Source organism: Kitasatospora sp. MBT66, from assembly GCF_000710405.2.
In the GTDB taxonomy this organism is placed as follows: domain Bacteria; phylum Actinomycetota; class Actinomycetes; order Streptomycetales; family Streptomycetaceae; genus Kitasatospora; species Kitasatospora purpeofusca.
Genome location: NZ_JAIY01000007.1, coordinates 153,163 through 175,693, shown reverse-complemented (window position 1 = coordinate 175,693; position 22,531 = coordinate 153,163). Strand labels below are relative to the sequence as shown.

Sequence of the window (22,531 nt, the reverse complement as noted above, 5' to 3'; positions counted from 1 at the left end):
CAATTGGAGGCCCCATGCCTATTCCGGCGACTACGCCCACGGTCAAGGACCAGCAGCCGGCACCCCTGCCGCTGCCTCCCCAACCGATGGCATGGGGCCACACCCACGTGACGATTACGGGCTCGAACGGTCAGGGGGAGGAAATCCCCCTGACCTCCTTTGCCTCTCGTGAGTGGCCGGTAGTTCTCATCCAGGCCGGAGCCACAGGCCTGGATATGCCTCCGGTTGAACTGCATTCCGATGCCAGCCCGAACCTTCACGGCAGCATCTACCGAGGCGCCCGGATCGCCGAGCGTCAGTTCATGATTCCGGTGTACCTTCACGGGGTCGACCGCCGCACTCTGAAAGACCTCAAGCGGCGGCTGATATCCGCCCTTAACCCGATGAACGGGTATTGCGTCCTGCGTTTCACGGAGGGCGATTCCTTGACCCACACCCTTTATGCCTACTACAGGGACGGGATGCAGGGCGATGAGGGCGTGGACAACGCGGGTTTCCGGTTCATGAAGTTCGGGCTTCAGTTCACGGCTTTTGATCCCTTCTACCACGGCCAGGATACGCAGGTGGCCGAGTGGCAATTCGGCGACGGTAAGGCCTTCCTCAAGACGGGCAAGGGTCTCTTTCCGCTGGCTCTCAACAAGGGTCTCCTGTCCAGTGAGGCCATCCCCGTTGTGAATCCGGGCAGTGTCGAGGCGTGGCCTATGTGGGAGCTGAAGGGCCCCGTCCGCGGGTTCAAGATGACGGGCCCGGCAGGCACTTCGTTCGGCATCGCTGCGGGCCCCGTGGGCAGCCCTGACGCCGTGCCAGCGGGCCGCACGCTCATCATCGACAGCCGCCCCGGGATCAAGACGCTCAAGGACGACCAGGGCACCAACTACTGGCCCCGCGTGGACGCGGCCCCTGCCCTGTGGTCCGTCCCGGCCGGGAAGTCGGCCGTGTCCGTGGACCTGGTGGCCGCCGGTGCCGGCGCTTCGCTCCGCCTCTCCTTCCGCCCCCGATTTGAAAGCTACTGACGCCCATGAGCTACCGAATAGAGGTCCGAGACCGAGACCTGAACCGGATCGGCGTCATTGACACCTGGATCAAGTTGGACTTCATCGTCCGCTTCTGCCAGCAGGGTTCGTTTCAGATGCTCGTGAAGGCTGGCACTGATCAGGCGAACCTATTGCAAAAGGGAGGCGGTATTGCCATCTACCAGGAAGGTGTTCCCGATCCGCTCCTGACCGGGCAGATCGAATTCTTCCAGTCCTATTGGACGGTCGAGCAGCACACCGGCCCGGGAAGTCTCTACATCGGCGGGAAGTGTGACAACAAGATCGCTTACAGCCGCCTCGCCTTCCCCGAACCCGCGGTGCCCATCTCCGAGCAGTACAAGGCTCGCGCCACGCGTCAGGCCGCCGGCTCTGCGAGTAAGGCGCTGTGGTGGGAGCTGGAGCACGCTGTAGGTGCGTCGGCTCTCCCTGGCCGGAGGATTCCCGGCCTGGCTCTACCTGAGCCGGCCGACCTCGGGGCCCAGGTCCACGACAGCTTCCGCTATGACGTCATCGGGGCCGTCATCGAGAAGTGGACCGAAAGCAAGGAACTCGGATATCGCTTCATCTACAATCCGGACTCGAAGAAGGTCGAGCTTTCCGTCTTCAAGCCCCGTGACCGCTCCCGCGACGTTCGGTTCAGCCCGGAACTGGGGAATCTCCGAGAGTACATCTGGACCCTTACGGCTCCCCGCGTTACCCGGGTCATCGTGGCCTGCCAGGGCGAGGGCGACGAGCGCTATCTCTACCAGCAGATCGACGCCGAGGCGGAAGCCGAGTGGGGTGTCCAGATCGAAGCGTTCTACGACCGCCGAGACCTCCCGCTGAAGACCGATCCCGTGACCGGACAGCCGGTCAAGGCTCGGCCGGATACGACGGATGCCGAGTTCGAGAATGCCAAGAAGGCCGTAGTCGACGCGGCCAACTCCGCCCTTCAGCAGGGCGAGAAAAACGGGAACTTTCAGATTTACCCTGTCGATACCGAGCAGATCAAGTTTGGCCGGGACTACTTCGTCGGTGATCTGGTAACAGTCTCGATCGATGGTGTTGAGTACGTGGACATTGTCCGCGAGGTCAATATCTCCGTCGAGGATGCAGGAAAGTCCCTGACGATCCGCCCGAAGATCGGCGAGCAGGGCACCGGCGACCCTCTCAATCTCTACAAGACCGTAAGTGAGCTTCGAGAAAAGCTCAGGAAACTCGAAGCGAGGATGTAATGGCAGAAGTCAGTTACCCGTTTGCCCAGGCAAATTCGTCGGGCGGAAGTGAGATGGTCTCCCAGCTCCAGTGGCAACAGATGGCCCATCTGTGGGGCGGGGACCGAGTGGACTACCAGCTCACGAGTTCCACCTACGATGCGGCTGCCCTGCCTTTCGCCTGGAAGGTCATCAACGGCAGAACCATCACACTCGAACCCGGAAGTGCATGGGTCGGCGGTTTCTACTACCAGCTCACCGCAACGGCTTCCCTGGATATCGACCCCAATCCGACCGACAAGGCGCGGAAGGACACGGTGGTCATCCGGGCGGATGTCGTCAAGGGCAGTGTGAACCTGGCCGTCGTAAAGGGGCAGCCGTCTACGTCCCCAATTGCCCCTCAGCCCCAGCGAGCCCCTGGGCAGAGGTGGGAAATGGCCGTCCTCGAAGTCGATGTACCGGCCGCCAATGGCGCCCTGTCTGTCTACTCCCGAGCGAGCTATGACCTCCCCCGGGCGGTGGCAACTCCCTGGAACACTCGCTCCACCGCTGATTTCGTCCCCAAGGGCACTTTCATCTATGACCTGGATGTCGACGGCGGAGACAGCCCTTACGAGGCATTCACTGGCAGGGACGGCTACATGGTCACCCGACACCTCGGAAAGGCCAGGCCTTACACGCCGGGCCTTTGGGGCGTGAACAGCCAGCCGGCCGAAGTCGACCGCGTGTGTCGGTGGCGCTGGATTGCACCGAACACCGTGCACTTCAACCTGAAGATCCGCAACCCTACTCCAGCCGACATCGTGACTACAGGCTGGTATATGCAGGCATCCCTGCCCCAGCCGGCCAACGGCCGGACCGCGCAGGTCTTTGAGGGCTACATCGACAATCCCAGCGGAAACGGCGGACGCCCCTGGCTCAGCCAGGTTCGCGGGATTACGTGGGAAGGAAATTCGACCAGCACGGTGAACCTCTTCACTCCCGATTCCTCCGGGCTCACGGTCCTTCCCGGAATCCCCGCCCATTCGACCCTGTACCTGTCCGGGACTTACGAGTCCGACATCTTCGCCGAGTAAGGAGGAACCCTTGGCACGAAATCTCTTCGGCGGCACTGCTGCCGACGTGGCCGAGTCGGTATCCGGTGCCCGGATCCCTGGTGCGGTCGGAACCGTGTGGGACGGCCCGTCGGCCGGCGCGGCTCAGATCACCGACCTGACCGACACCACCGGGGCCCCGATCCTTCAGCTCGTGGCCGACGTTCGAGGGATGGTCCCCAGCTTCTACGGCCCGGCCTCCGGGGCTGAGCGTGTGTGGGTGGACTTCGGGGCCGGGAAGATCGGCCTGGTATCGACCACGGCCGGGGAGCGCCTGGTCCAGCACCAGACGGCCGCGGATCCGCACCAAGACCGGGCCTACGTCAACGAGAGGCTGTTGAACTTCCTCCCTCTGGCTGGTTCGGACCTCCAGGTCCCCGCCGGAACGGACTGGGCCCGGTGGGTGGTCCCCTCGACGGCTGACACCACGGGTTCCGCCTGGAAGCTCAAGACCGCCGACGGCACGCCGTACACCCGAGTCCTGAACTCCGGCTCGCTCCTGGTCGACACCATCGGCGTCCGCGCCGCGCTCTGCATCGGGGCGCCGGCCTACGGCAGCGGCCAGGCCGTCATCAACGTGACCAACTCGAAGGCGACCGCCACAACTACCGCGTCGGTATTCCGAGTTCAGGGCGACGGCTCGGTCATCTCGGCCGGCTCGGTGACGGCTTCGAACGTCGGGTCCGCACGCGTCTTCAGCGGCCCCAACGCCCCCAGCTCGCCGAAGGCGGGAGACGTGTGGGTGCAGTATGCCTAATCAGCTCAAGGTCTACGACGGCTCGAAGTGGGTCGACCAGACTCCGAAGGCCTGGAACGGAGCCTCCTGGGCCTCCTCCCCTCCCCTGTATTGGGACGGGGCCGCGTGGATGAGCGCGGCCCCAGCGCCCAAGGAGTTTCCGGCCTACCAGGCCAGCACCCGGGCCCTGGTCGTGGACCAGCCCCTCGCCGAACTTGCTCTCCCCCCAGTGCGGACGAATGATTTCATCGTCTCGATCTGTGTCAGCTCGGGCTCTGCTCCGGCGCCCCGTTTAGTCACTCCTGCGGGCGCGATTCCGACCCAATACACGCTCGCCAGTGGCCTGCTGGTGGCGGTGGCTGTCTGGCCCTGGGAGCCTTCCCGAGGCAGTTCCGTTGTCTGGGACGTGGGCACCGCCCATAACGCCGTTTTGATGAACTTGGCGTACCGGAGCGGGGACATTTCCAATATTGGGCTTACCCCCGTGGTCGGTATCCGGGAGTACACCAAAACCAACTCCCTCCCCCTGATGGCCTCGACCAGCTACCGCAATCTTTACGCGGCTGTCACCGTGTCTGGTTCCCTCACAGGCCTTGCCTGGCCTTCTGGCGTTGCCGCTCGGGATCAGCAACTCGGCACCTTCGGAACGAATCAAATCAGCCTGATGGTTGCCGATACCCCTGGTGCCGGCGGATCGCCCGGCGCCGTGCAGCTCGACACCACTGTTGCCTCTGCCGCAGTCGTTCTCATTTCAGTTCCAGGACGGTCCGACGGAAAGGCGACCTGGATTCTGGGGGACTCCGTCGGTTCTGAGCTCGGCACCACTACCATCCTGGAGCCTTAATTGATCTCACTCCCCACCCTGAAGTCCTGGGTTTCCCGGCAGGTGATCGGCCCTGCCGATATGAATTCCCAGGTGTATGACGTACACAACGCGCTGTATACGGTCGTCAACGACCATGAGGCCTCGATCAACAAGCTCAAGGCAAATCCGGTTCTGAGTATCACGCTCCAGAACACCATAGCTCTCGACGCAAACGCCTCCACTGTCGTCTACTGGAATACCTCTCAGCCTCTCGCAAGGGTCGGCACCTGGGCCACCACCGATGGCGGGACCATCAAGGTCCCCGAGACGGGTGTTTACCGCTTCACCATGAGCTATGGCGGGTGGACTACCGGCTCCGCCACCTGCAAGGCCCACGCCTGGATCGCCACTGACCCTGGTCAGAGCGGTGGCTCGTTCCTTTACCCGCCTGGCGGCGGCGACGCTTCCACTACCTCTTTCACTTTCGCCGCATCGCTCGTAGCCGGCCACTCCTTCACCGCGTACCTGGTGTCCTGGTGGAATGGCTTTCAGTCTGATGCCGGTCCTGGCGACGATCGAAAGTCGTGGAATTTGACCGTGGAGAAAATCTCTGGCTAAGGAGGCCAATGACCCCGACTGACATTTTCGGCTACGCGGGCACCGCGGCCTCTATTACTGCCGCCCTGGTCATGGTCCGGGCGTCCTGGCAGATGAATTCAGCTCAGGTCTGGAAGGGCGAGGCAGAGGCTCAGAAGACCCGAGCCGATCGACTTCAGGACGACCTGAATGAAATCAAGGACCGACTGACCCGCATTGAGGCGGAGAACCGCCGCCTGGTCGAACTGATCACCACATTGGATCCCGCCCGAATTCGTACCGGCATCTAAATCCGGGCGGGGTCCGTGTCGCCTAGGTCCGCGTCTTGCGCACCACGCCCTGAAGGGCGCTGAGTGCTTCTGCGACCTCGCCCCACCCTTCGTCGTCCGTAATGCCCTGCTCGATCACTCGCGTGTAGATGCCTTGCACAGCCTCGCGGAATTCCTCGTACGCGGCCAACTCCGGATCGTACGAATTTACGGCCCGCATTTTCCCCTCGATTCATTCATCCACGAGCGGCCAGCCGGCCGCCTCGTCTACTTGGAGGTTCACCTGAGCCAGGTATCTGACACTATATCAATTGCCGCTTCCCAGGTTGGCTATCAGGCCGAGCGGGCTCCGGGCGAGCGCCCGTCCGGGCACCAGAAGTACTCCGGCCAGGTTCCCGGCCTTGAGTGGAGCAACTTCCAGCCCTGGTGTGCCGTTTGGGTTGCTTGGGTCGCTCTGAAGGCCGGTGTTGCAAGCCTCTACCCCCGAACCGCGTCGTGCTCCAATGGCGTCCAGTGGTTCCGGGATCGGGGCCGTTTCTCCAACTACCCGGCGATCGGTGCCCAGGTTTTCTACGGCCCCGGTGGTGGTACTCACACCGGAATCGTCTACGCCTACGACGCGAACTCCATTTACACCTACGAGGGCAATACCTCGCTGAGCAACGACGCCAACGGCAACAAGGTGATGCGACGGGAACGGCGCCGCCGGGACGCCTACGTCTACGGCTACGGCCTCCCTCAGTTCACCGAGGGAGTCACCACCTCGGACCCCGCCCTGACGGGCCAGGCGGGCTTCACCTACGCAGCTTCCGCCTCCGGCCCGGCCGGGAACTCCGGCTCCACCAAGCCGACTTCGCCGCCGCGTACGGTCACAGTACGGGCGGGCCAGACCATCACCGCCATCGCTGCGGCGGCCGGTATCAGCGTGGCCGCCCTCCTCTCGCTGAACCCGGGCGTGAAGGACCACCCGGACCAGATTCACCCGGGAGACTCGATCACCCTGCCAGCCGTCCCGGACGGCGGCCTGGAGCCGCAGCCGACCCCGGAGCCCCCAACCACGACCCCGCCGCCGGTTTCCCCGCCGGCCTCGAACTCCGGCAACGCCTTCCCCGGTGCTGGCCAGTTCGGTCCAGGGGCGAACAACTCCTCCGTGACCCGGCTCGGCGAGCTCCTGGTCCAGCGCGGCGCGGGCCGCTTCTACTCCGAAGGACCGGGTCCTCGCTGGGGCGAGGCCGACCGCCAGGCCGTGAAGGCTTTCCAGATGGCACAGGGCTGGACGGGCAGCTCCGCGGACGGCATCCCCGGACCGCAGACCTGGGCTCTCCTGGTGACCCACCAGGGCCGTGACATCCCGGCCGCCACCTCGACCAAGCCGAGCGCGGCGCCCGCCTTCCCGGGCGCTAACCGGTTCCGCCCGGGTGCGGTGAACCAGCACGTGACGAAGCTGGGCGAGCAGCTGGTCCGCAAGGGCTACAGCCGGTACTACCGGCAGGGTCCTGGCCCTCGCTGGACTGAGGCCGATCGCCGGGCCGTCCAGGCCTTCCAGCACGCTCAGGGCTGGTCTGGATCGGCTGCCGACGGTTACCCGGGACCGCTCACCTGGTCCCGCCTCATGCGCTGACCACCTTCTCTTCTGAACGAATCAATTACCAAGGGAGACCCATGAATTCATTCATTTCCACTCACGCCGTCCGCGCCGTGGCCGCCGTCGCGGCCCTGGTCCCGCTCCTGATGAGCTGGTACCCCTCGATCCCGTGGGAGGCCCTGGTGGCCGCCGCTGCGGCGCTGCTCGGTGCCGGTGAGGTTGCTCAGCGGGTCGAGAACCGTAAGACCCTCTCGGCTCTTCACGAGACCTCGCCCCTGGACTCCGCGGCCTGGCTCCAGGCTGAGCTGACCAAGCAGGAGGCCGCGCAGATCCGCTGATCCACAACGCAAAATAGCCCCCTCCCCATTTGGCGGGTTCTAGCGATCCCCGCAACACCCTGACCCCAGGGAGTTGCGGGGATCGTGGATTTTGAGGACTTGAAGGCGAGGTTCTTCGAAGCGCTGGACCGGGAGGACGGCAGTGTCACGGGGGCGGCCCGGGCGGTCGGGGCGAACCGTCACACGGCGGCCGGGTGGGCACGCAAGGCCGGTGTCCGTGGCCGTGGGAAGCCGGGAAGGAACAGGCACTCGGGCCGGGCGGAGTACGAGCGGCTTCGCGCGGCCGGGGTGCGACGGCAGGACGCCGCCGCGCGGGTCGGGGTCCACAAGCGCACCGCCCAGGACTGGGACCACGGGATCCGCAAGAGCGGCAACGCGCGCCTCCACCCCGATGGACACAAGATCGACTACACAACGGGCATGACCAGCACCGTTCCCCGCACGCCGGCGCCCTCGACAGCGGCGGTCGAGGCCAGGCTGCACCCACGGTTCCTGACGGTGACCGAACGGGAGCTGATAGCCGACATGCGCCGCGAGGGCCGGTCGCTGCGGGCAATCGGGCGGGCCCTGGGCCGGCCGGCCTCCACCGTCAAGCGCGAGATCGACACCCGTGCGGTCGACGGCGTCTACCGGCCGCACCGGGCCCAGCGGGCATGGGCGGCAAGCCGATCACGCCCCAAGGAGTCCAAGCTCGCCCGGCCGGGCGCACTGCGCGAGTTCGTCGCGGACGGGCTGCGGGAGCGGTGGTCGCCCGAGCAGATCTGTCACGCTCTGGTCAGCGAGTTCCCCGACGACGAGAGCATGCGGGTGAGTCCGGAGACGATCTACCAGGCGGTCTACGTCCAGGCCCGCGGCGGGCTGCGACGCGAGGTCGCGCTCGCACTGCGCACCGGGCGCACTCGCCGCAAGCCGCACCGCAGCCCCGAGCAGCGCACCCGCCGGTTCGTCGACGAGATGGTGATGATCTCCGAGCGGCCCGCCGAGGTCGAGGACCGGGCGGTGCCCGGCCATTGGGAGGGGGACTTGATCGTCGGCCCCCGCAGTGAGAGCGCGATCGTGACCCTGGTCGAGCGCTCCACCCGCTACGTCATGCTCGGGCACCTGCCCGGCGGGCACACCGCAGCGGAGGTCCGCGACGTGCTGGTGCCCTTGATCCAGAGCCTGCCCGAGCACCTGCGCGGCTCGCTGACTTGGGACCAGGGCTGCGAGATGGCCGCGCACAAGCAGTTCACCGTCGCCACGGGAGTGCCGGTCTACTTCTGCGATCCGCACTCGCCCTGGCAGCGCGGATCGAACGAGAACACGAACGGTCTGCTGCGGCAGTACTTCCCCAAGAGCACCGACCTGTCCGTGCACAGTCCCGAAGACCTCGAACACGTCGCCCAGCAACTCAACCGCCGGCCACGCAAAACGCTCGGCTGGAAGACCCCAGCCGAGCGCCTGCGTGATCTACTGACAGCCGCATAGGCCATCAGGTGTTGCGAGGACCCCTAGAAACCGCCTTTCGGGGAGGGGGCTATTTCTGTTTCCCAGGGCCGCGCAGGTCACTCAATGACGAATGGCAGAACGGGTTTGCCTTCCGGCTCCTTGTAGAAGTCGAGTACCTTCATGCCGCAGTTCTGACACCTGTCGTCGCCCGACCACCGGTGCTCCGCATCGGGGCAGATCGGCCGGCCAACCGTGGCAAGTCCGCAGTCGGGGCAGTTCCACAGGGGGCCCGTCTGCGTCCAGATGTGCGGCGGGTAGCCTTCGGGGTTCCACTTCGGCGTATCGGTGCAGGCCGCCTTGATCCCCCCGGCGACATCCTGGTCACCGTCCGTCCAGTGGATCCGGCCGTCAACGTCCAGGTACGTCGTCCAGGTCATCAGTCCTCCGGGTTCCTGCCGTGCTGAACCTTCACGGTACTCCCCACTACCGCCCGGTGTCAGAGGTCCAGGGTCAACCACTCGGCGATGGCCTCGCCGATCGGGGCCCCGGTGGTTTCTTCGATCCACCCCCACTCACCGTTCGCGTTACATTCGAGGAACCAGGGACGGCCCTCGGCATCCTCCGCGAAATCGAAGGCGCCGAAGGCGAGGCTGGCGGCGGCCATGTAGTCGCGGAGCTGGTGGACGGTGACGTCGTCCAGTTCAACCAGTTCGTAGGTGGCGGCGTCGGGGGCGGCGCGCCAGTCCAACCGGTCGGACGTGATTCGGGCCGCAAACACCTGGTCCCCGACCACCGTGACCCGCAGATCGGCCTTCTTGTCGATCAGCCGTTGAAACGTGTGCGGCACAGGGGTCAGTCCGATCAACGGATCGGACGAAGTGATCTCCCAGGCCGGCGCGAAGTCGACGTTGACCTGAGTCATCGGCTTGACGACGGTTCGCCCGGCGGCAATGAAGCTGGCAGCCGCGTCCGGGTTGGTGGTGGTGAGGGTGTCGGGGATGCTCATCCCAAGACTGTCCGCCAGGGTCAGCTGGGGGAGCCTGGACCGGTGGTAGTGAACTGCCATCGGCTCGTTCATCCACCTCCCGACGCAAGCGGCGCGCAGTGAACCGAGGACGGCCATGGTGGTCTCGTCCGCTGCCCATGCCTCCTCCCCTACGAGGTCAGTGGCCTTGGTGGGCTTGCGCCACAATACGGACGTCCAGGGGCCAACCGGCGTACCTGCGACAGTCCATTCGGACTTGGCGCCTGCACGGACCAGGGAGCTGATGTGTCCCCCGTCGCTTCGAGGCCGGCCAGGGTCAAGGCGGACGAAGGTGGCCCGGCTGAGATGCCGGACCACCATGTCCGCCGTGTAGTCACGGTCATCCGCGACGATGACCACCCGGGGGAAGGTCACCTCAGCCCTCGTCGTCCTTCTTGGTCCCGCCGAACGGCTTGTTGGTGATGCTGAAGCCGCGCACGGTGGCGGCCTCGACCAGCGGGACGCCGTCCGCGGTGACGTTCAGGCCGTCGGTGACGCTGTAACTGTGGAAGGGGAGAACGGTAACCGGCGGGGCCGGGAAGCTCTGCTGAGCGCCCCGGAGCGCAAGGTAGGACATGACTCTCCATTCTTGATCTCATCGCAGTTATTCGAAGCACATCGAGGCTTCGGTTCGAACGCCCACCCGCGACCAAGTGTCCTACGGGCGGGAGACTTTGAGGGCCATCACGCGACGAAGCTGGGAGGAAAGCCCGCACATTTCAGTGCCCACTTGACCAGCTGCCCACCCGGGGTCCTGTGCTCGAACAGCACGGCGGTCTGGAGGATCCGCAGATTTACCGGATCGTGCCTGCGCACCCTCCTGACGAAGGTTCCCCGGCGCCCGTCGTTGTGCGTGAACCGCTGTCCGCGAGGTGGCAGGCCGAGATCATCGACGCATCCGCCGTACGCTCGGTGGGGGCACGTGCAGTCGCTCGTGTAGTCCTCGAACTGCCGCTCCCAGGCGGTGTCTTCCATCTCCTCGAACGCACTGTTGACAGTCGGGTCGATGAATTTGAACCGTGGAACAGGCACGGTCACCTCCTCCTCCCGGTGGTACGGCGCATCGAGTTCCCGGCCGTGCTCACCTCCTGAAAAGTGGGCCCCGCCCGGCACGGACGGAGGTCTCGACATCGAGCGGGGCCCCTACCGTGTGCACTCCCCGTACACACGGATCCTTTGCTGCGATCTAGTCGGCCGACTCGCCGTTGTACGGCAGCGGCATACGGACACCGAACCGCACAGCCGCCAGTGCGGCCCGGATTCGGCACTCCATGAACGGGGCCACGAAGTCCGGCAACCGCTTCGGCGACACCCAGGCCAGCTCTTCGATCCCGACCGAACGCACAGGCAACGACATTGCAACCGCCTCCCCACAGTTCATGAGGCCGCCGTCACAGACCACGGTCAACCCCTCGGGGTGCCGGGTCTCCAAGTTGGCCGGCGACTGGTCGACAGCGAGGGCGTGAACGATGCTCCTCTGCAGGCCCAACTCCTCAACCAGCTCACGGGCGACCGCGTAGCCGATCGGCACACCCGGGCGAACCTCCCCACCCGGCAACAACCAATCCGGTCGGTACGACGGTTTCACCAGCAGCACATCACCGGTCTCGCTGCGGAACAGCACGAGGGCATGAACGCGCCTTCGCGGCTGAACCCCCATGGCGTACAGACAAGTTGCGGCAGTCACGTGTCCTCCGGGGATCGACTCGGGGTTGGGGGGGGGTGAAAGACCCCTCCCGTACCGCCGTCCGGGAGGGGTCCGCATTGGGGGCCCCGCCCATGGGTGTGCGGTCCCATGGGCGGGGCCCGGCTCTCGTGTCCGCCTGAACAGCGCCTGACGGACACCGCGGATGACGGTCCCGGGCAAATGGGGGGAGGTTCACCCGGGACCGACCGCCTCACACGTCGTCATCCAGCGACGCGTAAGACCAGGGTGTTCGCGTGTCCGACCGAGGACGCGAACACCCACCCGGGGAGCACGCAGGAGAGCGTTCCCCGGGGACCCACCCCGCCCCGGCAGTCCACGAACGCGCCAACGCCGGACCACCGGGACGGGAGATTGTCAGTTTCAGGCCGACGCGGCGAGCTTCGCCGCCGCCTCCTCCTCCTTCGCCTTCGCCACCGCGACCGCCATCTCGGCGCGGGTCTGAGTCAGGTGAACGTGGTGCTCCAAGACCTCGTGATGCGATCGGCAGCAGAGCAGGGACACAGGGTTCCCGTCGGCGTCCGGGTACAAGAGGCCCGGAGCCACGAGAGCGCGTCGACCGCCACAGGGCGCGCATCTCGAAAGCCGCCAGAGACGGTCAGGGAGCGCTGTCACGGCTCCGCCCCCTGTCTACGCCGCAACCACCGCTCGGAGGGCGGGAGGGCACCGATCGCGCCGGACGCGAAGACGAGACCCACCACGAGCAACCACGGCACCAGGGGGCCGTGGCGGATGGGCCAGCCGACGGTCAGAGCAACCAGTCCGCTGGCCGTGATCACGACCGAGTACACCGCCGGCCCGAGGATGCCGAGCTGCGGCCTCCGTTGCTTCACGCGACGTCTCCGATCGGGATATCCGCGGTGCGCGGCTCGCTCGGGTGCTGAACCTTGATGAAGCACGGGGGGTCGAGCGGGCGGACCTTCGCGGGCAGCGTCGTCCACTCGCAACCGCCGCCCTCGGACCGCAGGTAGTACTCACCGCCACGGGACTCCATGAAGGCGCCCCGCTTGGGCTGGCCATCGGCGTCGAGAACCGCCAAGTCCTCGACCACTTCCCCCACTTCGGGGAGGTAGGCGGGCTGTCTGGGGCGTGAGGACATGGGGGCTCCGTTCCGTAACACGAGGGCTACCGGGCGCATTCACTCTCCTCTACGCTCGGAAGGCATTCAACCTTGCAAAACGGAAAGAAAGGGGGCCTCATGAACATCAAGCCGCTTACGCCGGAAAGGTCGCCGCAAGCTTCATTCGGCGCCCAACTCCGCTTAAGCCGCCAGGAGTTGGGGTTGTCACAGGACCAGGTGGCCGATCGTACGGGCTACTCGCCGGGCCACATCTCTTCCGTTGAAACCGGTCGTAAGCCGCCAACCTTGCGCTTCGCACGGCAGGTTGATCGAGTGTTCGAAGCCGGGACCAAGTTCACGAACTTGTTCCTGGACGTGCGGGCCAGCTCCTTGCTGCAAGGCTTCGGCCAGTACGTCGCCCAGGAGGCGAAGGCGGACGAAATCCGGTGCTTTGAGGTCGGCATCGTCCCTGGCCTGCTTCAGACCTCGGCATACGCAACGGAGCTGGCCACCGCCGCGTTGAGCCGGGGCGCGATCGGCCAGGCACAGGCCGACGAGAGGTTGAAGATCCTGGCCGGCCGTCAGAAGCTGCTGACCCGCCAACCGCCGCCACGACTGTTCGCAGTGTTGGACGAGAGCTGCATCCGCCGTCCCATCGGAAGTCCTGGCACTATGGCAGCCCAGTTGGAGCATCTAGTCTCAGTTGCAACACTCCCCCATGTGACGCTCCAGGTTGCGCCGTACTCTATGGGTGCAGGCCGCAGTCTTGACTTGCCGGTCTACCTGCTGGGGCTGCCGGATCACACCGTGACTGCCTACTCGGAGTCTGCCCAGCAGGGTTCATATGAACGTGATCCCGAAGCGGTGCGACCTCTGCTCACCGCCTACCATCATCTCCAGGTAGAGGCGTTGTCGCAGGCCGCATCCGTGGCGCTGATCAGGAAGGTACGAGAGGAAGTCCAGTGACCGACCCCGAGTGGTTCAAGTCCAGTTACAGCAACAACGGTGGCGCTTGCGTCGAGGTAGCCGCCAACGTCCCCGGCATTGTGCCCGTCCGTGACTCCAAGGACCCCCAGGGTCCGACCCTGGCCTTCTCCCCTGAGAACTTCGCCGCCTTCGTGACCGCAGTGAAGGCCGGCGAGTTCGGCGAGGTCTGAACCGGACCGCCAGGACCAAGGAGGCCCCCGCCCTGATGGGCGGGGGCCTCTCGGCTACTCGGGGTGCTCGACGTCGGAGAGCTCCTCAGGATCGGGCATGCCGTGAAGGATCCAGTCCGCCTTCACGAGCACCGAATCGAGCGGCGGCCTCAGCAGCAGTTCAACCGGGTAGGCCGCGGTGACCTGGACGCCCCCCGTGGGCTCGTACGTCTCGGCCCGCACGATGGCGCCGACCTCGACGGACCGCAGGATCAACGGCGCCGCCTGCCAGCGTGCCGCAGCATCCACAATGAACGTGATTTCCTGCCGACCGTTGACCACGGGGCCGATCCTCGTTGCCGGGTTGCCAGCCCCTACCAGGTCGGCGAACGACCATGCCCAATACTTCGGGTCGAAGGGCCCGTTCTCACTCGTCATCCTCGCCCGCCTCCTCCCGCAGCTCCTTGTACGCTTCCGCCAAATCGCGGACCCCTCGCACGCCTAGGGGGTGCTCGATCCCCGCCTCGACGAGAACCGCGTTGATCGCCTCCAGCTCCTTCCGGAGCCTCGCGAGTTCGGCGTCTTGGGCCTCCGGCGTACGGAATGCCTCGACCACGGCCCGGAAGACTTCTCGGTGCTCAACGGCGATGCCCAGCGCTTCCGCGCCCTCATCCGGGGTGAACCTGCTCATCCTGCCCTCACTCCTCTTCCCGCTCACGCGGAGTTCCGCACTGACCGTATCGGCTGGCGCCCACATCGGCCGTTCCTCATGCCAGACCAGGCCTTGCCCCCATCGAGCCACCACCGGGGCGAAGCGCCCCCGGTCCCACCGGGGGCGCTGTCGCTGCGGCATCGAGCTGGGGGTCACCGACCCCACGAAGCGACCTTCCGGGCCCACCAGGCGCGGGCCGTCTCGGTGTCGGCGCTCTCGGCGAGGTCCACCCAGTTCGCGGGGGCCGGACCGCTCTCCGACTTTCCGGCCTGCACGGGAGCGGCCTCCCCCTCGGCCTCCTGGTCGGCGTTGTCGGCCGGCTCCTGGTCCTCGATCACCTCGACCTCGGCCTGATCCTGGTGTTCGACCTCGGCCGGCACCTGGTCGGCCACGGCGGCCGCCTTCTCGTACTTGTCGATCAGGCGGCCGGTCTCCTCCCATGCGGGCTGGTAGGTGGTGAGGAACCGCTTTCCAGACCGTTGCACGGCTCCGCTCAGGTGGATGCTGCATGCCTCGGCGTTCTTCAGCATCCATGTCAGCGTTGCGTACCTAACTCGGCCCTGCGTACTGGTCTTGGACCAGGTGCACCGCTCCAGGTCCGCCAGGATCTCAGGGGATTCCCCCTGCGCCTTCTCTCCACTCAGGTAGTGGGCGAGCGAGGCCGGAAACTTGACCTCGTGCCGACGTTCGCGCGGGTCGACGGGGACATAGTCCAGCTCATGGCGGATCAGCACACTCTTTGCAGCCGTCACCTTGCCAAAATTCCGGTCGTCCAGCCAGTCCCGGCAGATTTCCAGGAGAGCCCCAAGGGCGTCATTCGTCAGCGGAACCTTGGCGGAATTGTTCGACTTACCCATATCCAATGCCTTGCAGGCGTTCATCAGGTCGAACTGTCCGGGCGTCTCACATTCCATTTCCCGCACGACGTACTTCCGCAGCTGGGCGGGCATGTGGGTAAGGATCTCGTGACTCATGGCATCTCTCTTTCCGGTCCGGCCTTCTTGGCTATCGTTCAAGGTATTCAGCACAGGTACTTGAAGCTGTTCCGTGCACACGTCGCAATCGCAGCGGTGCCGCACACAAATGCACCCGAGGTCGTCACACAGGCGATCCGGCCCATGGCCGTTGCCCTGGTCGTACCAAGTCGGGTAGACAACGTGCTCTCGCGAATGCGGGTGACCATGTGGCAAGGGCTGTTCGTAGCAGGGCTGTTGAGCACGCCGGGCCGACCCCTTGTCCAGGAAGCCGGCCCGGCATTCGGTACATTGCAGATGCCCCTGCGGACGTCCTCGAAGCTGGTGCGTCACAGCAGGGCGAGGAACGGGTTCGAGCTGGGCTCAACCGGGGGGATCGGCTTCTTCGCCTTGGGCTTGGCCTTGGCCCTCTTCGGGGCCGGACTCCCAACCACGCGAAGCGTCGGCTTCCCCGCCGGGCGCTCGACCGAGCCGACCGCCCTTCTCGGCCTCTTTGCCGGCCGCTGGATGGGCTCGGCCTCCGTCACCGCCGGAGCCTTCGGAACCTCCGGCTCCTGGGCCACGGTCGGCGCTTCGGGTTCGATCAGGCGGTACATGATGCGAGGCGCCCCGCGGCCTCCCGTCCTGACCGTCTCCATCTCGACGTCAGGCATCGATTCGACCGCCGACCGCACCGAGGCGGCCGTGACTCGGGTTCCCAGGGCCCGGAGGAGGATCGTGCTGGATGCCTCACCCTCGTACCGCTGAAGGACTTCCCGGATCATCTCCGCCGTACTCTTCACCGGCTTAACGGCCTGGTCGGCCGCCTCGCGAACCAACTTCTCGACGGACGCCATGCTGTAACTCACGAAGGCCCAGGCGGCATCCACCGCCCTCCTGGTGATCTTCGTCTTCCGCGTGGTCGCGGTGAGGACAGCCGCGATTCGGTGGACCTGTTCGGCAGCCCGCTCCATATAGGACGACAGCAGCTCGGGAAGCTCGGCCATCTTGTCCTCGACCTCGGCCCTGATCTCGTCGTACCGCTGGCCGGCCGAACGGTCGAATCCAATGACACGGGATTCGGAGGTGGCCCACGCGAATGCCGCCTTGAGCACCTTCACGTCCACAACCGCCGGGCGATTCGTGTAGGTCAGCATCTTGGAGCGCTCGACCAGAACCGGAAGCAGCCGATTGTAGGACCCTCCCAACGCCTCGGAGCTGGACACATATCGTGCCCATTCTCCTGGGGTGATGTGAGCGTGAAATCCCAGCAGCGGGCGGGCAACCGCCTGGAGTTCCTTCTTCGTCCGGTTACTGATGGTCTTTCCGTCCCAAGCGGTACGGAAGAGCGTCGAGAACTTCGGGCACCGCTTCTGAGTCTTCAGAACGCTTGCCCATTCCTCTTCCACCAGCATCGCCCGACCGTCGATCCCACCCGGTTGACCGCTGGTCTCCAGCTCGAACTTATTGAGCATGTCTACCAGCGACGGGCCGGAGGAGATTCCGTCTCGGGTCCGGGTGTCCAGGAATCCGCCGATCACCTGGTTCATGAAAGTCTTGGACGTGAAGAGGGCATATCCCTTTCGACCGACCCCGGACCGGCCGGCCAGCACTGTCCAGACGACCACGGGCCGGTTGTTGTCCAGCCGGACGGTCCGGCTGATAGCCGCCGAGTAGAGCGAGAGGGCCGCCGCCCACACCCCTATCGGGTCGGCCTCACTGGTGGGCATGGCCGCCTCGACGGCGTCCCCGAGGGGCCCGAACTTCATAGCCTCAAAGGTGGTACTCATTTCCTGTTCCTCTCTCACGCGCTCAGGGCGGCGTCGGTGGCGGTTCCGAGGGCTTCGGCGAGAAGGGCACGGAACTTGTTCCCGTGCGGCTCGCAAAGGTGGTATTCGTCCGGGCCGATGGTCAGTTCCATAACCGCATCGACCTCCGTCCCCTCCTTCTTCAGGCAGGCATCGCAGTCCAACATCGTTTCTACCTTCCGGGCCATGCTTGTTCCTCCTCAGTGCGGGCGTCCATGGCAAAGGCCGGAATCCCCAAGGATTCCGGCCTTCACCAAGAGCGACCGTCAATCAGAAGCTGTACAGCTGGGCATAGATATCGCCGATACCGAAATCCCCGCCGTATTGGTCCATCACCACGGTCAACAGCTCAATGTCCGACTGCCGCAGGCGGGCAGTAACGGCTGCCATCGCCAGCTCGATAAGTTGCCTGTCTCGGTCACCCAACTCCAGTTCATCGACCAGCATTTCTGTCACCTCAAGCTCGACGGCCTTGATCTTCTCTTCGCTGTATGCGCTCATTTATTAGTTCTCCTCATGCATGCGGGTTTCTGCGACGAAGGAAAGACGACCGCAGTTAGCTGGACCAGCCATTCCACCAGGTCTTGACGTCATCCACCGTATGAACCCTCTGGTACTCGGTAGCCACCACGTCCCCGAAGTCAACTTCGGGGTCCCTCAGCGCCTTTTGGAAAGCCGCCGTGAAGAGGTCCATCAAGTCCGCGTAGTTCTCGCTGTCGGTCAGCTCTGACTTTATGAGCTCTCGGGCGTTTTCGAGTGCGAGCGAGATTTCAACGCTGGCGTAATATCCGGTCATCATCGGTTCTCCTTCTCCATAGTTCCCGTGCATTCCTCGTGTTCCTGAAGAACCACGGCCCGAATACGTTCAACCTTGCTCACGCTGCCACCAGCTCCACCCCGTGACGAACGTTCCACCGCTCTGCCTGCCACGTCTCCGCTCCGTCCTCGACCAGCATTCGAGCGACCCGTTCCGGGTCGGGGTACTCAGCAGCGAGCCTCCCGCATTCCTGGAAAAGCTCCGCCAACGCCACCAGGGAGGCCCGTGGATCCTCTATCCGGGCGATCTCGACCGCCTTAAGCTCCACCGCTTCCGCATCCTGCGAATACCTCTTGATCATGCTCAAAGCTTTACTCCTGTCGCTTTTTTGTACGCCTCGCGGACGGCCTTGGGGATGGCCCCACGCGTTCCCACGGTGAACCCGCTCTCACGGCCCCACTCACGGCACAGCTTCATGTGGCGGGCGTAATGCTCCGCGCGCTGGCGGGACTCCTTGGCCCGCTTCCACCCCTCTTCCGCCTGTTCCCTCGCCGCCTTCTCGTTGGCCTTTCGAGCGTCATGGGAGGGCTTGTAGTTCAGGAAGTAGCGGACCTCCGGTGGCGTCACTTCCGAGGTGTTATCGGGTTCCCTCAATCCGACTTCCACCATGTATGCCCGCACTTCGTCATCCGTTGGCACAGCTCACCGGCCCCGAAGAGGCTTCGTCCGGGTCTTCAGGTACGGGTCGTTGGTCCACTTCTCCGCACACGCCTCGCAATGCGGGTAGCGCGAATGCCAGACATCCCCGTACCGCTCAATCCCGGTCCACACGACGGCCTCTCGACCGCAATTAGTGCTGCACTTCCCGGAGTAGTTATTGGGATAAGGCATTAACCGTTCCTCTCGTCTAGTGGCCAACGCGACCACCAGGCCCTCGCGGCCGGCCTTGGGACAGACCTCTCCCCGGGAGGAGACGCCGGCCGCAAGGTCGGGGGGCCTGGTGGTCACGCAAGCAACTAGCGCGAGCCGTCTTCAATGGCGACTTCGAGCGCCAGTCGATAGATGCGCGGATTCGGGTCGTGCCCTGCCGCGCTGGAACTGGCCTCGTGGTTCCGCCGGAAGGCAACCCGGCAGTCCTCACACATGAATTCCGGGCCGTTGGGCGTCCGGGTGTACGGGCCGCGCCGCTTCACAACCTCGATGCAGGGTCGGCATAGGCCGGTGTCAGGCTCGATGACGTGTTCCGTGTGCGTCACCTGGTGGCGCCTCCAGCAGCCAGCACAGAGGCCGCCGCCCTCGATGTGGCGGAACACCTCGGAGGCTCGTACGGCGAACCGCGAGTATCGGAGCCTCACAACCGCGTGCGGCTTTGCGGCAGCCTCGGCGTATGCCTTGAACCAGTCATAACCCAGGTAAACCGCTTCCCTCGCCCAGATGTCGCACGACCCGTCATGCTCCTCAGGCAGCGTGTATCCGCTGTTGCAGACCCACAACTCATGCTGCCAACTCATTAGTTCTCCTCTTTTGGCTAGGTGGTAGTCCTGTCGGCTGACAGGCCATGCAAAAGGCCGTCCTGATATCAGGACGGCCCAGAGCAAAGCGGGTCAGGCGTTAGCAGTCACGGACGGGGTTGGCGTGACCGTCCAAGATGACAACGTGTCTCAGGTCGATAGGCGCCGTCGGACCGTACTCCTCCACCGCCATTTCGTCCCCGAGATCACTGGCATCACTCGGATTGTTCGCCCAAACCAAGTACACCGGGGCCTCGGGATCCGGGAAATTGGGGTCCCACTTCAGCGACTCTAGGCACGCCTCGGTCCAATCGAATACGACCGTGTAGGGGTTTTTGGTAGTCATTGAGTGCTCCCTTGAGTTTCAGACTGCCAGCTCGAACGGGTCTTCGTCATCCTCGGAGCAATCCGATCCGCAAATGTGGTGAGCATCCCCGCACTCGTCGTACTCGGAGTGGGCACTGATCACCTGCTCGGCCATTTCCCCGTGCCCAAAGGACCAGAGGAGGGATCCCAGCGCCTCCGCCTCGCGGCAATTCAGAATGTAGTCGCCCCCCTCAATGTCTCGGGAAATCAGGTCAAGGGCTGGACGCACGCCGTAGGAGTTATCCGGCACCACCGCCTTCCCCGACTGCTGGTGGTTCTTGCGGAACAGTCGGGCAACGATGGAGCGGGTCAGGTTTCGCATTAGGCATTTCCCTCAGAGAATCGAGTTGGCATCTGTCGACTGACAGGCCATGACCGAGGCCGGATTACCGGCCCCGACCAAAGCGCGTCAGGTAAGACTGTCAGCGACCCGGAACGCGGCATCCACGTAGCGGGTAAGAGGGCACCTCGGGAAACCGTGCTGCCACATGTCAATGAATGCCTGCTGAGCCTCATATTCGGCCGCCACGGCTTCGATGCTCTTCTCGGTCCTGGGGGTCTGGTCCATTGGTCTATTCCGTTCTTCCGGTTGGGTGAAAGGCCATGGAACGGCCGGGTCGTGCCCGGCCGGACCAAAGCGCGTCACTCAGTGAAGGGATATCCAGTCACAGGCAGGCTGGAATCCCTGGTCGCAGTTGTCCCGCTGGGCATCGCTGAACCCATCATTGAATGAGGCCACAGCCTCATCCGGGGCATCCTTGAACCAGTCGCAGGCGGAGGCGAATCCCATATCGCAATCCTCGGCCTTGGAATCGGCGAATCCCTCGCCGTACACGTGCCCCCTAGAAATGCCAGGCTTCGCTTTCTGGGGCTCCTGATGGTCGACAAGATCTCCAACGAAGAAAGCCCCCACAATGGCGCCCAGGAGGGCGGCACGGGCCAGGATGTTACGCATTGAAGTCTCCATTTCCGGGCTCACAGGCCCATAAGCTTGATCAGGTCGTCCGTGGTAGGTGCGGGCTCATCCGAGAAAAGGTCGAGTTGTCCCGCCTCCTCCCACACGAGCATTTCCCGGCGGTAGCGCGCCTGAGAATTTGCGTGCTTGTGGGCATCCTCTTGCGAGAATTCCGCCCTGCTGTACTCCCACCAATCACGGACACGGGTGCCAGTGCTCATCTCAGAACCCCCACCGGGTGATCGGCTTGCCAAACTGGTGAACCTTTTCCAACACGGGCTGTCCGTCCTCGGTGATGCTGAGAACGCGGGTCACCGCTACCCCGATCCTCTTTCGCCGGTCCCGCCAGTCGAAATGCACCGAGAAGCGATAGCGGGACCCGTTAATGAAGCGGTCGTAGGTTTCGAACCGCTGGGATGCCTGAATCCCCGACATGAACGGCTTACGCTCGCCAATGAATATCTCTGACATGAATCATTCCCCTATCTGATTAGTAGATGTACCCGGTGGTGACGTCGTATCCGTCCTCGACCACCTGAATGGAAATCCCGTGCCGACTGAGTACGCCACACTGGAAGTCACCCATTCCCGGGGTCACCTCCTTCCCGCTCGTACGGCAGTGCTTGCGGCACGCATTACGAGCGGCAGCCGCCGTCCTTTCCGCCGCCCCCGGGGTCCGGTGCACCCCGAACAAGTCCCCGACCTCATTCCACACGCGGAATTCTCGCGCCATGATTTCTCCTATTGGTTTTGCCAGTCAGCCGACCGGACTTAGCCACTCACGACCGGGGCCGTGGATGACTAGGCACGCTCGCCTATACCCAGCTGCAACGAAAGACCTAGTTGCAAGTAAGAGGGCAAAAAAAGAGACCTAATGCAGGCCGTCAATGGTTCGATTCATGCACCCGGTACAGGGGCGGGCATCGGTGCAGCACTGGCCGCGCATGATCTTGTGACCGATACTGTGATAGGTCCAGCTGGCCGGTCGCAGACGGACTCCACCCCTGGACCCTTGCTGCTTGACCAAGGCTTCGGCGTGTTCATCATCATTGGCCGGTACCCCAACAGTCTGAAGGATGACCCCGTACCCATTGCGAATTTCTACGGTGTACTGCCGGTAGTCCCAGGTATGGCGATTTCCCCGCACAACGCAACCACACGGGGTTTTGATAAGGGTGTCGGACACCTTTCCTCCTTAGATCGATGGTGAGGTTCTGCACCCCTCCTACAGGGGCACATAGAGAGCCGGTCAGGCTTGACCCTTCCCGGCTCTACAGGGTGGTTTTAGCGCTCCCTGCCGCGCTCCGGCTGTGCTTCCCGCTCGCTCCCCAGTCCTTTCATTCTGGGATCAGTGCATTGGTCGTCGCGTGGTCGCTGCACAGCCATGAGTTTTACGTCAGTCGCGTGTCTGCCCCGTTTGCTCCCCGGTCTCCCGGATCGTCGCAGCACATAGGATCGTTTCGGC

33 protein-coding genes are annotated in these 22,531 nt (G+C 64.4%); 12 read left to right on the top strand and 21 right to left on the bottom strand.

What is annotated here, in order from left to right; genetic code table 11:
- Positions 1-14: 14 nt before the first annotated feature.
- From BI06_RS20240 to BI06_RS20195, 10 genes are all read left to right on the top strand, one after another.
- On the top strand, positions 15-1,013 hold the full coding sequence (locus BI06_RS20240) for a phage tail domain-containing protein (RefSeq protein WP_043470308.1): 999 nt from the start codon (positions 15-17) through the stop codon (positions 1,011-1,013).
- A gap of 5 nt (positions 1,014-1,018) precedes the next feature.
- Complete coding sequence (locus BI06_RS20235) at positions 1,019-2,248, top strand: siphovirus ReqiPepy6 Gp37-like family protein (protein ID WP_043470305.1); 1,230 nt, start codon at positions 1,019-1,021, stop codon at positions 2,246-2,248.
- Complete coding sequence (locus BI06_RS20230; protein WP_043470303.1) at positions 2,248-3,303, top strand: hypothetical protein; 1,056 nt, start codon at positions 2,248-2,250, stop codon at positions 3,301-3,303. Before BI06_RS20235 ends, BI06_RS20230 begins: the two co-directional genes overlap by 1 nt.
- 10 nt (positions 3,304-3,313) lie before the next feature.
- Entirely contained in the window at positions 3,314-4,078 is a 765-nt protein-coding gene (locus BI06_RS20225; protein ID WP_149030424.1) for a hypothetical protein, read from the top strand.
- Entirely contained in the window at positions 4,071-4,901 is an 831-nt protein-coding gene (locus BI06_RS20220; protein WP_043470300.1) for a hypothetical protein, read from the top strand. The genes BI06_RS20225 and BI06_RS20220 overlap by 8 nt, the downstream gene beginning before the upstream one ends.
- Positions 4,902-5,480, top strand: coding sequence for a hypothetical protein (locus BI06_RS20215; protein ID WP_043470297.1), 579 nt, complete (start codon positions 4,902-4,904; stop codon positions 5,478-5,480).
- Positions 5,481-5,488: 8 nt separating this feature from the next.
- The gene (locus BI06_RS20210; protein WP_233290231.1) at positions 5,489-5,749 is read left to right on the top strand and encodes a hypothetical protein; all 261 of its coding nucleotides are present in this window, start codon (positions 5,489-5,491) and stop codon (positions 5,747-5,749) included.
- A gap of 133 nt (positions 5,750-5,882) precedes the next feature.
- On the top strand, positions 5,883-7,349 hold the full coding sequence (locus tag BI06_RS48210) for a peptidoglycan-binding protein (protein ID WP_107113371.1): 1,467 nt from the start codon (positions 5,883-5,885) through the stop codon (positions 7,347-7,349).
- A gap of 41 nt (positions 7,350-7,390) precedes the next feature.
- Positions 7,391-7,651, top strand: coding sequence for a hypothetical protein (locus tag BI06_RS20200; RefSeq protein ID WP_043470294.1), 261 nt, complete (start codon positions 7,391-7,393; stop codon positions 7,649-7,651).
- 288 nt (positions 7,652-7,939) lie between these two features.
- Complete coding sequence (locus BI06_RS20195) at positions 7,940-9,118, top strand: IS30 family transposase (RefSeq protein WP_107113307.1); 1,179 nt, start codon at positions 7,940-7,942, stop codon at positions 9,116-9,118.
- Positions 9,119-9,195: 77 nt separating this feature from the next.
- Here BI06_RS20195 and BI06_RS20190 read toward each other — a convergent pair whose 3' ends face one another.
- The 7 genes from BI06_RS20190 to BI06_RS20155 form a co-directional block, all read right to left on the bottom strand.
- The gene (locus BI06_RS20190; protein WP_043470291.1) at positions 9,196-9,516 is read right to left on the bottom strand and encodes a hypothetical protein; all 321 of its coding nucleotides are present in this window, start codon (positions 9,514-9,516) and stop codon (positions 9,196-9,198) included.
- A gap of 59 nt (positions 9,517-9,575) precedes the next feature.
- Positions 9,576-10,085 (bottom strand): hypothetical protein, encoded by a 510-nt coding sequence (locus tag BI06_RS49560; RefSeq protein WP_149030423.1) that lies wholly within the window; start codon positions 10,083-10,085, stop codon positions 9,576-9,578.
- Between the two features lie 394 nt (positions 10,086-10,479).
- Positions 10,480-10,680 carry a hypothetical protein gene (locus BI06_RS20180; protein WP_043470288.1) on the bottom strand — a complete coding sequence of 67 codons (201 nt, stop codon included), beginning with the start codon at positions 10,678-10,680 and terminating at the stop codon, positions 10,480-10,482.
- A 107-nt stretch (positions 10,681-10,787) separates the two neighbouring features.
- Positions 10,788-11,141, bottom strand: coding sequence for a hypothetical protein (locus BI06_RS20175; protein WP_055731136.1), 354 nt, complete (start codon positions 11,139-11,141; stop codon positions 10,788-10,790).
- Positions 11,142-11,289: 148 nt separating this feature from the next.
- On the bottom strand, positions 11,290-11,763 hold the full coding sequence (locus BI06_RS20170) for an NUDIX domain-containing protein (protein ID WP_051741463.1): 474 nt from the start codon (positions 11,761-11,763) through the stop codon (positions 11,290-11,292).
- 656 nt (positions 11,764-12,419) lie between these two features.
- Positions 12,420-12,641 carry a hypothetical protein gene (locus BI06_RS20160; protein WP_043470280.1) on the bottom strand — a complete coding sequence of 74 codons (222 nt, stop codon included), beginning with the start codon at positions 12,639-12,641 and terminating at the stop codon, positions 12,420-12,422.
- Complete coding sequence (locus tag BI06_RS20155) at positions 12,638-12,907, bottom strand: hypothetical protein (RefSeq protein ID WP_043470277.1); 270 nt, start codon at positions 12,905-12,907, stop codon at positions 12,638-12,640. The genes BI06_RS20160 and BI06_RS20155 overlap by 4 nt, the downstream gene beginning before the upstream one ends.
- A 99-nt stretch (positions 12,908-13,006) precedes the next feature.
- Between BI06_RS20155 and BI06_RS20150 the strand changes: the two genes are divergently transcribed.
- Together BI06_RS20150 and BI06_RS20145 are read left to right on the top strand one after the other, a co-directional pair.
- Complete coding sequence (locus tag BI06_RS20150) at positions 13,007-13,834, top strand: helix-turn-helix transcriptional regulator (protein WP_043470274.1); 828 nt, start codon at positions 13,007-13,009, stop codon at positions 13,832-13,834.
- Positions 13,831-14,025 (top strand): DUF397 domain-containing protein, encoded by a 195-nt coding sequence (locus tag BI06_RS20145; RefSeq protein ID WP_043470272.1) that lies wholly within the window; start codon positions 13,831-13,833, stop codon positions 14,023-14,025. The genes BI06_RS20150 and BI06_RS20145 overlap by 4 nt, the downstream gene beginning before the upstream one ends.
- Before the next feature lie 54 nt (positions 14,026-14,079).
- On the opposite strand, the gene BI06_RS20140 is transcribed toward BI06_RS20145, so the two are convergent.
- The 14 genes from BI06_RS20140 to BI06_RS20070 all read right to left on the bottom strand — a co-directional run bounded on the left by BI06_RS20140 (position 14,080) and on the right by BI06_RS20070 (position 21,537).
- The gene (locus BI06_RS20140; RefSeq protein ID WP_043470270.1) at positions 14,080-14,442 is read right to left on the bottom strand and encodes a hypothetical protein; all 363 of its coding nucleotides are present in this window, start codon (positions 14,440-14,442) and stop codon (positions 14,080-14,082) included.
- Positions 14,432-14,722, bottom strand: a complete 291-nt coding sequence (locus BI06_RS20135) for a hypothetical protein (protein WP_149030422.1) — start codon at positions 14,720-14,722, stop codon at positions 14,432-14,434. The genes BI06_RS20140 and BI06_RS20135 overlap by 11 nt, the downstream gene beginning before the upstream one ends.
- A 146-nt stretch (positions 14,723-14,868) precedes the next feature.
- Positions 14,869-15,690, bottom strand: coding sequence for a hypothetical protein (locus BI06_RS20130; RefSeq protein WP_043470264.1), 822 nt, complete (start codon positions 15,688-15,690; stop codon positions 14,869-14,871).
- 329 nt (positions 15,691-16,019) lie between these two features.
- Positions 16,020-17,459: a DUF3987 domain-containing protein gene (locus BI06_RS20125; protein WP_051741462.1), complete on the bottom strand. Its 1,440-nt coding sequence runs from the start codon at positions 17,457-17,459 to the stop codon at positions 16,020-16,022.
- 14 nt (positions 17,460-17,473) lie between these two features.
- On the bottom strand, positions 17,474-17,665 hold the full coding sequence (locus tag BI06_RS20120; RefSeq protein WP_043470262.1) for a hypothetical protein: 192 nt from the start codon (positions 17,663-17,665) through the stop codon (positions 17,474-17,476).
- Positions 17,666-17,747: 82 nt separating this feature from the next.
- Positions 17,748-17,978, bottom strand: coding sequence for a hypothetical protein (locus BI06_RS20115; protein ID WP_043470259.1), 231 nt, complete (start codon positions 17,976-17,978; stop codon positions 17,748-17,750).
- 55 nt (positions 17,979-18,033) lie between these two features.
- Positions 18,034-18,306, bottom strand: a complete 273-nt coding sequence (locus BI06_RS20110; protein ID WP_149030421.1) for a hypothetical protein — start codon at positions 18,304-18,306, stop codon at positions 18,034-18,036.
- Between the two features lie 46 nt (positions 18,307-18,352).
- Positions 18,353-18,601: a hypothetical protein gene (locus BI06_RS20105; protein WP_043470254.1), complete on the bottom strand. Its 249-nt coding sequence runs from the start codon at positions 18,599-18,601 to the stop codon at positions 18,353-18,355.
- Positions 18,598-18,915: a histone-like nucleoid-structuring protein Lsr2 gene (locus tag BI06_RS20100; RefSeq protein ID WP_043470251.1), complete on the bottom strand. Its 318-nt coding sequence runs from the start codon at positions 18,913-18,915 to the stop codon at positions 18,598-18,600. The genes BI06_RS20105 and BI06_RS20100 overlap by 4 nt, the downstream gene beginning before the upstream one ends.
- Positions 18,916-19,250: 335 nt before the next feature.
- Positions 19,251-19,745: a hypothetical protein gene (locus BI06_RS20095; protein ID WP_043470248.1), complete on the bottom strand. Its 495-nt coding sequence runs from the start codon at positions 19,743-19,745 to the stop codon at positions 19,251-19,253.
- 364 nt (positions 19,746-20,109) lie between these two features.
- Positions 20,110-20,433 (bottom strand): hypothetical protein, encoded by a 324-nt coding sequence (locus BI06_RS20085; protein ID WP_043470243.1) that lies wholly within the window; start codon positions 20,431-20,433, stop codon positions 20,110-20,112.
- A gap of 324 nt (positions 20,434-20,757) precedes the next feature.
- On the bottom strand, positions 20,758-21,066 hold the full coding sequence (locus BI06_RS20080; protein ID WP_043470240.1) for a hypothetical protein: 309 nt from the start codon (positions 21,064-21,066) through the stop codon (positions 20,758-20,760).
- Positions 21,067-21,086: 20 nt separating this feature from the next.
- On the bottom strand, positions 21,087-21,287 hold the full coding sequence (locus BI06_RS20075) for a hypothetical protein (RefSeq protein ID WP_043470238.1): 201 nt from the start codon (positions 21,285-21,287) through the stop codon (positions 21,087-21,089).
- 1 nt (position 21,288) lies between these two features.
- Positions 21,289-21,537, bottom strand: coding sequence for a hypothetical protein (locus tag BI06_RS20070; RefSeq protein ID WP_043470235.1), 249 nt, complete (start codon positions 21,535-21,537; stop codon positions 21,289-21,291).
- Between the last annotated feature and the right edge of the window lie 994 nt (positions 21,538-22,531).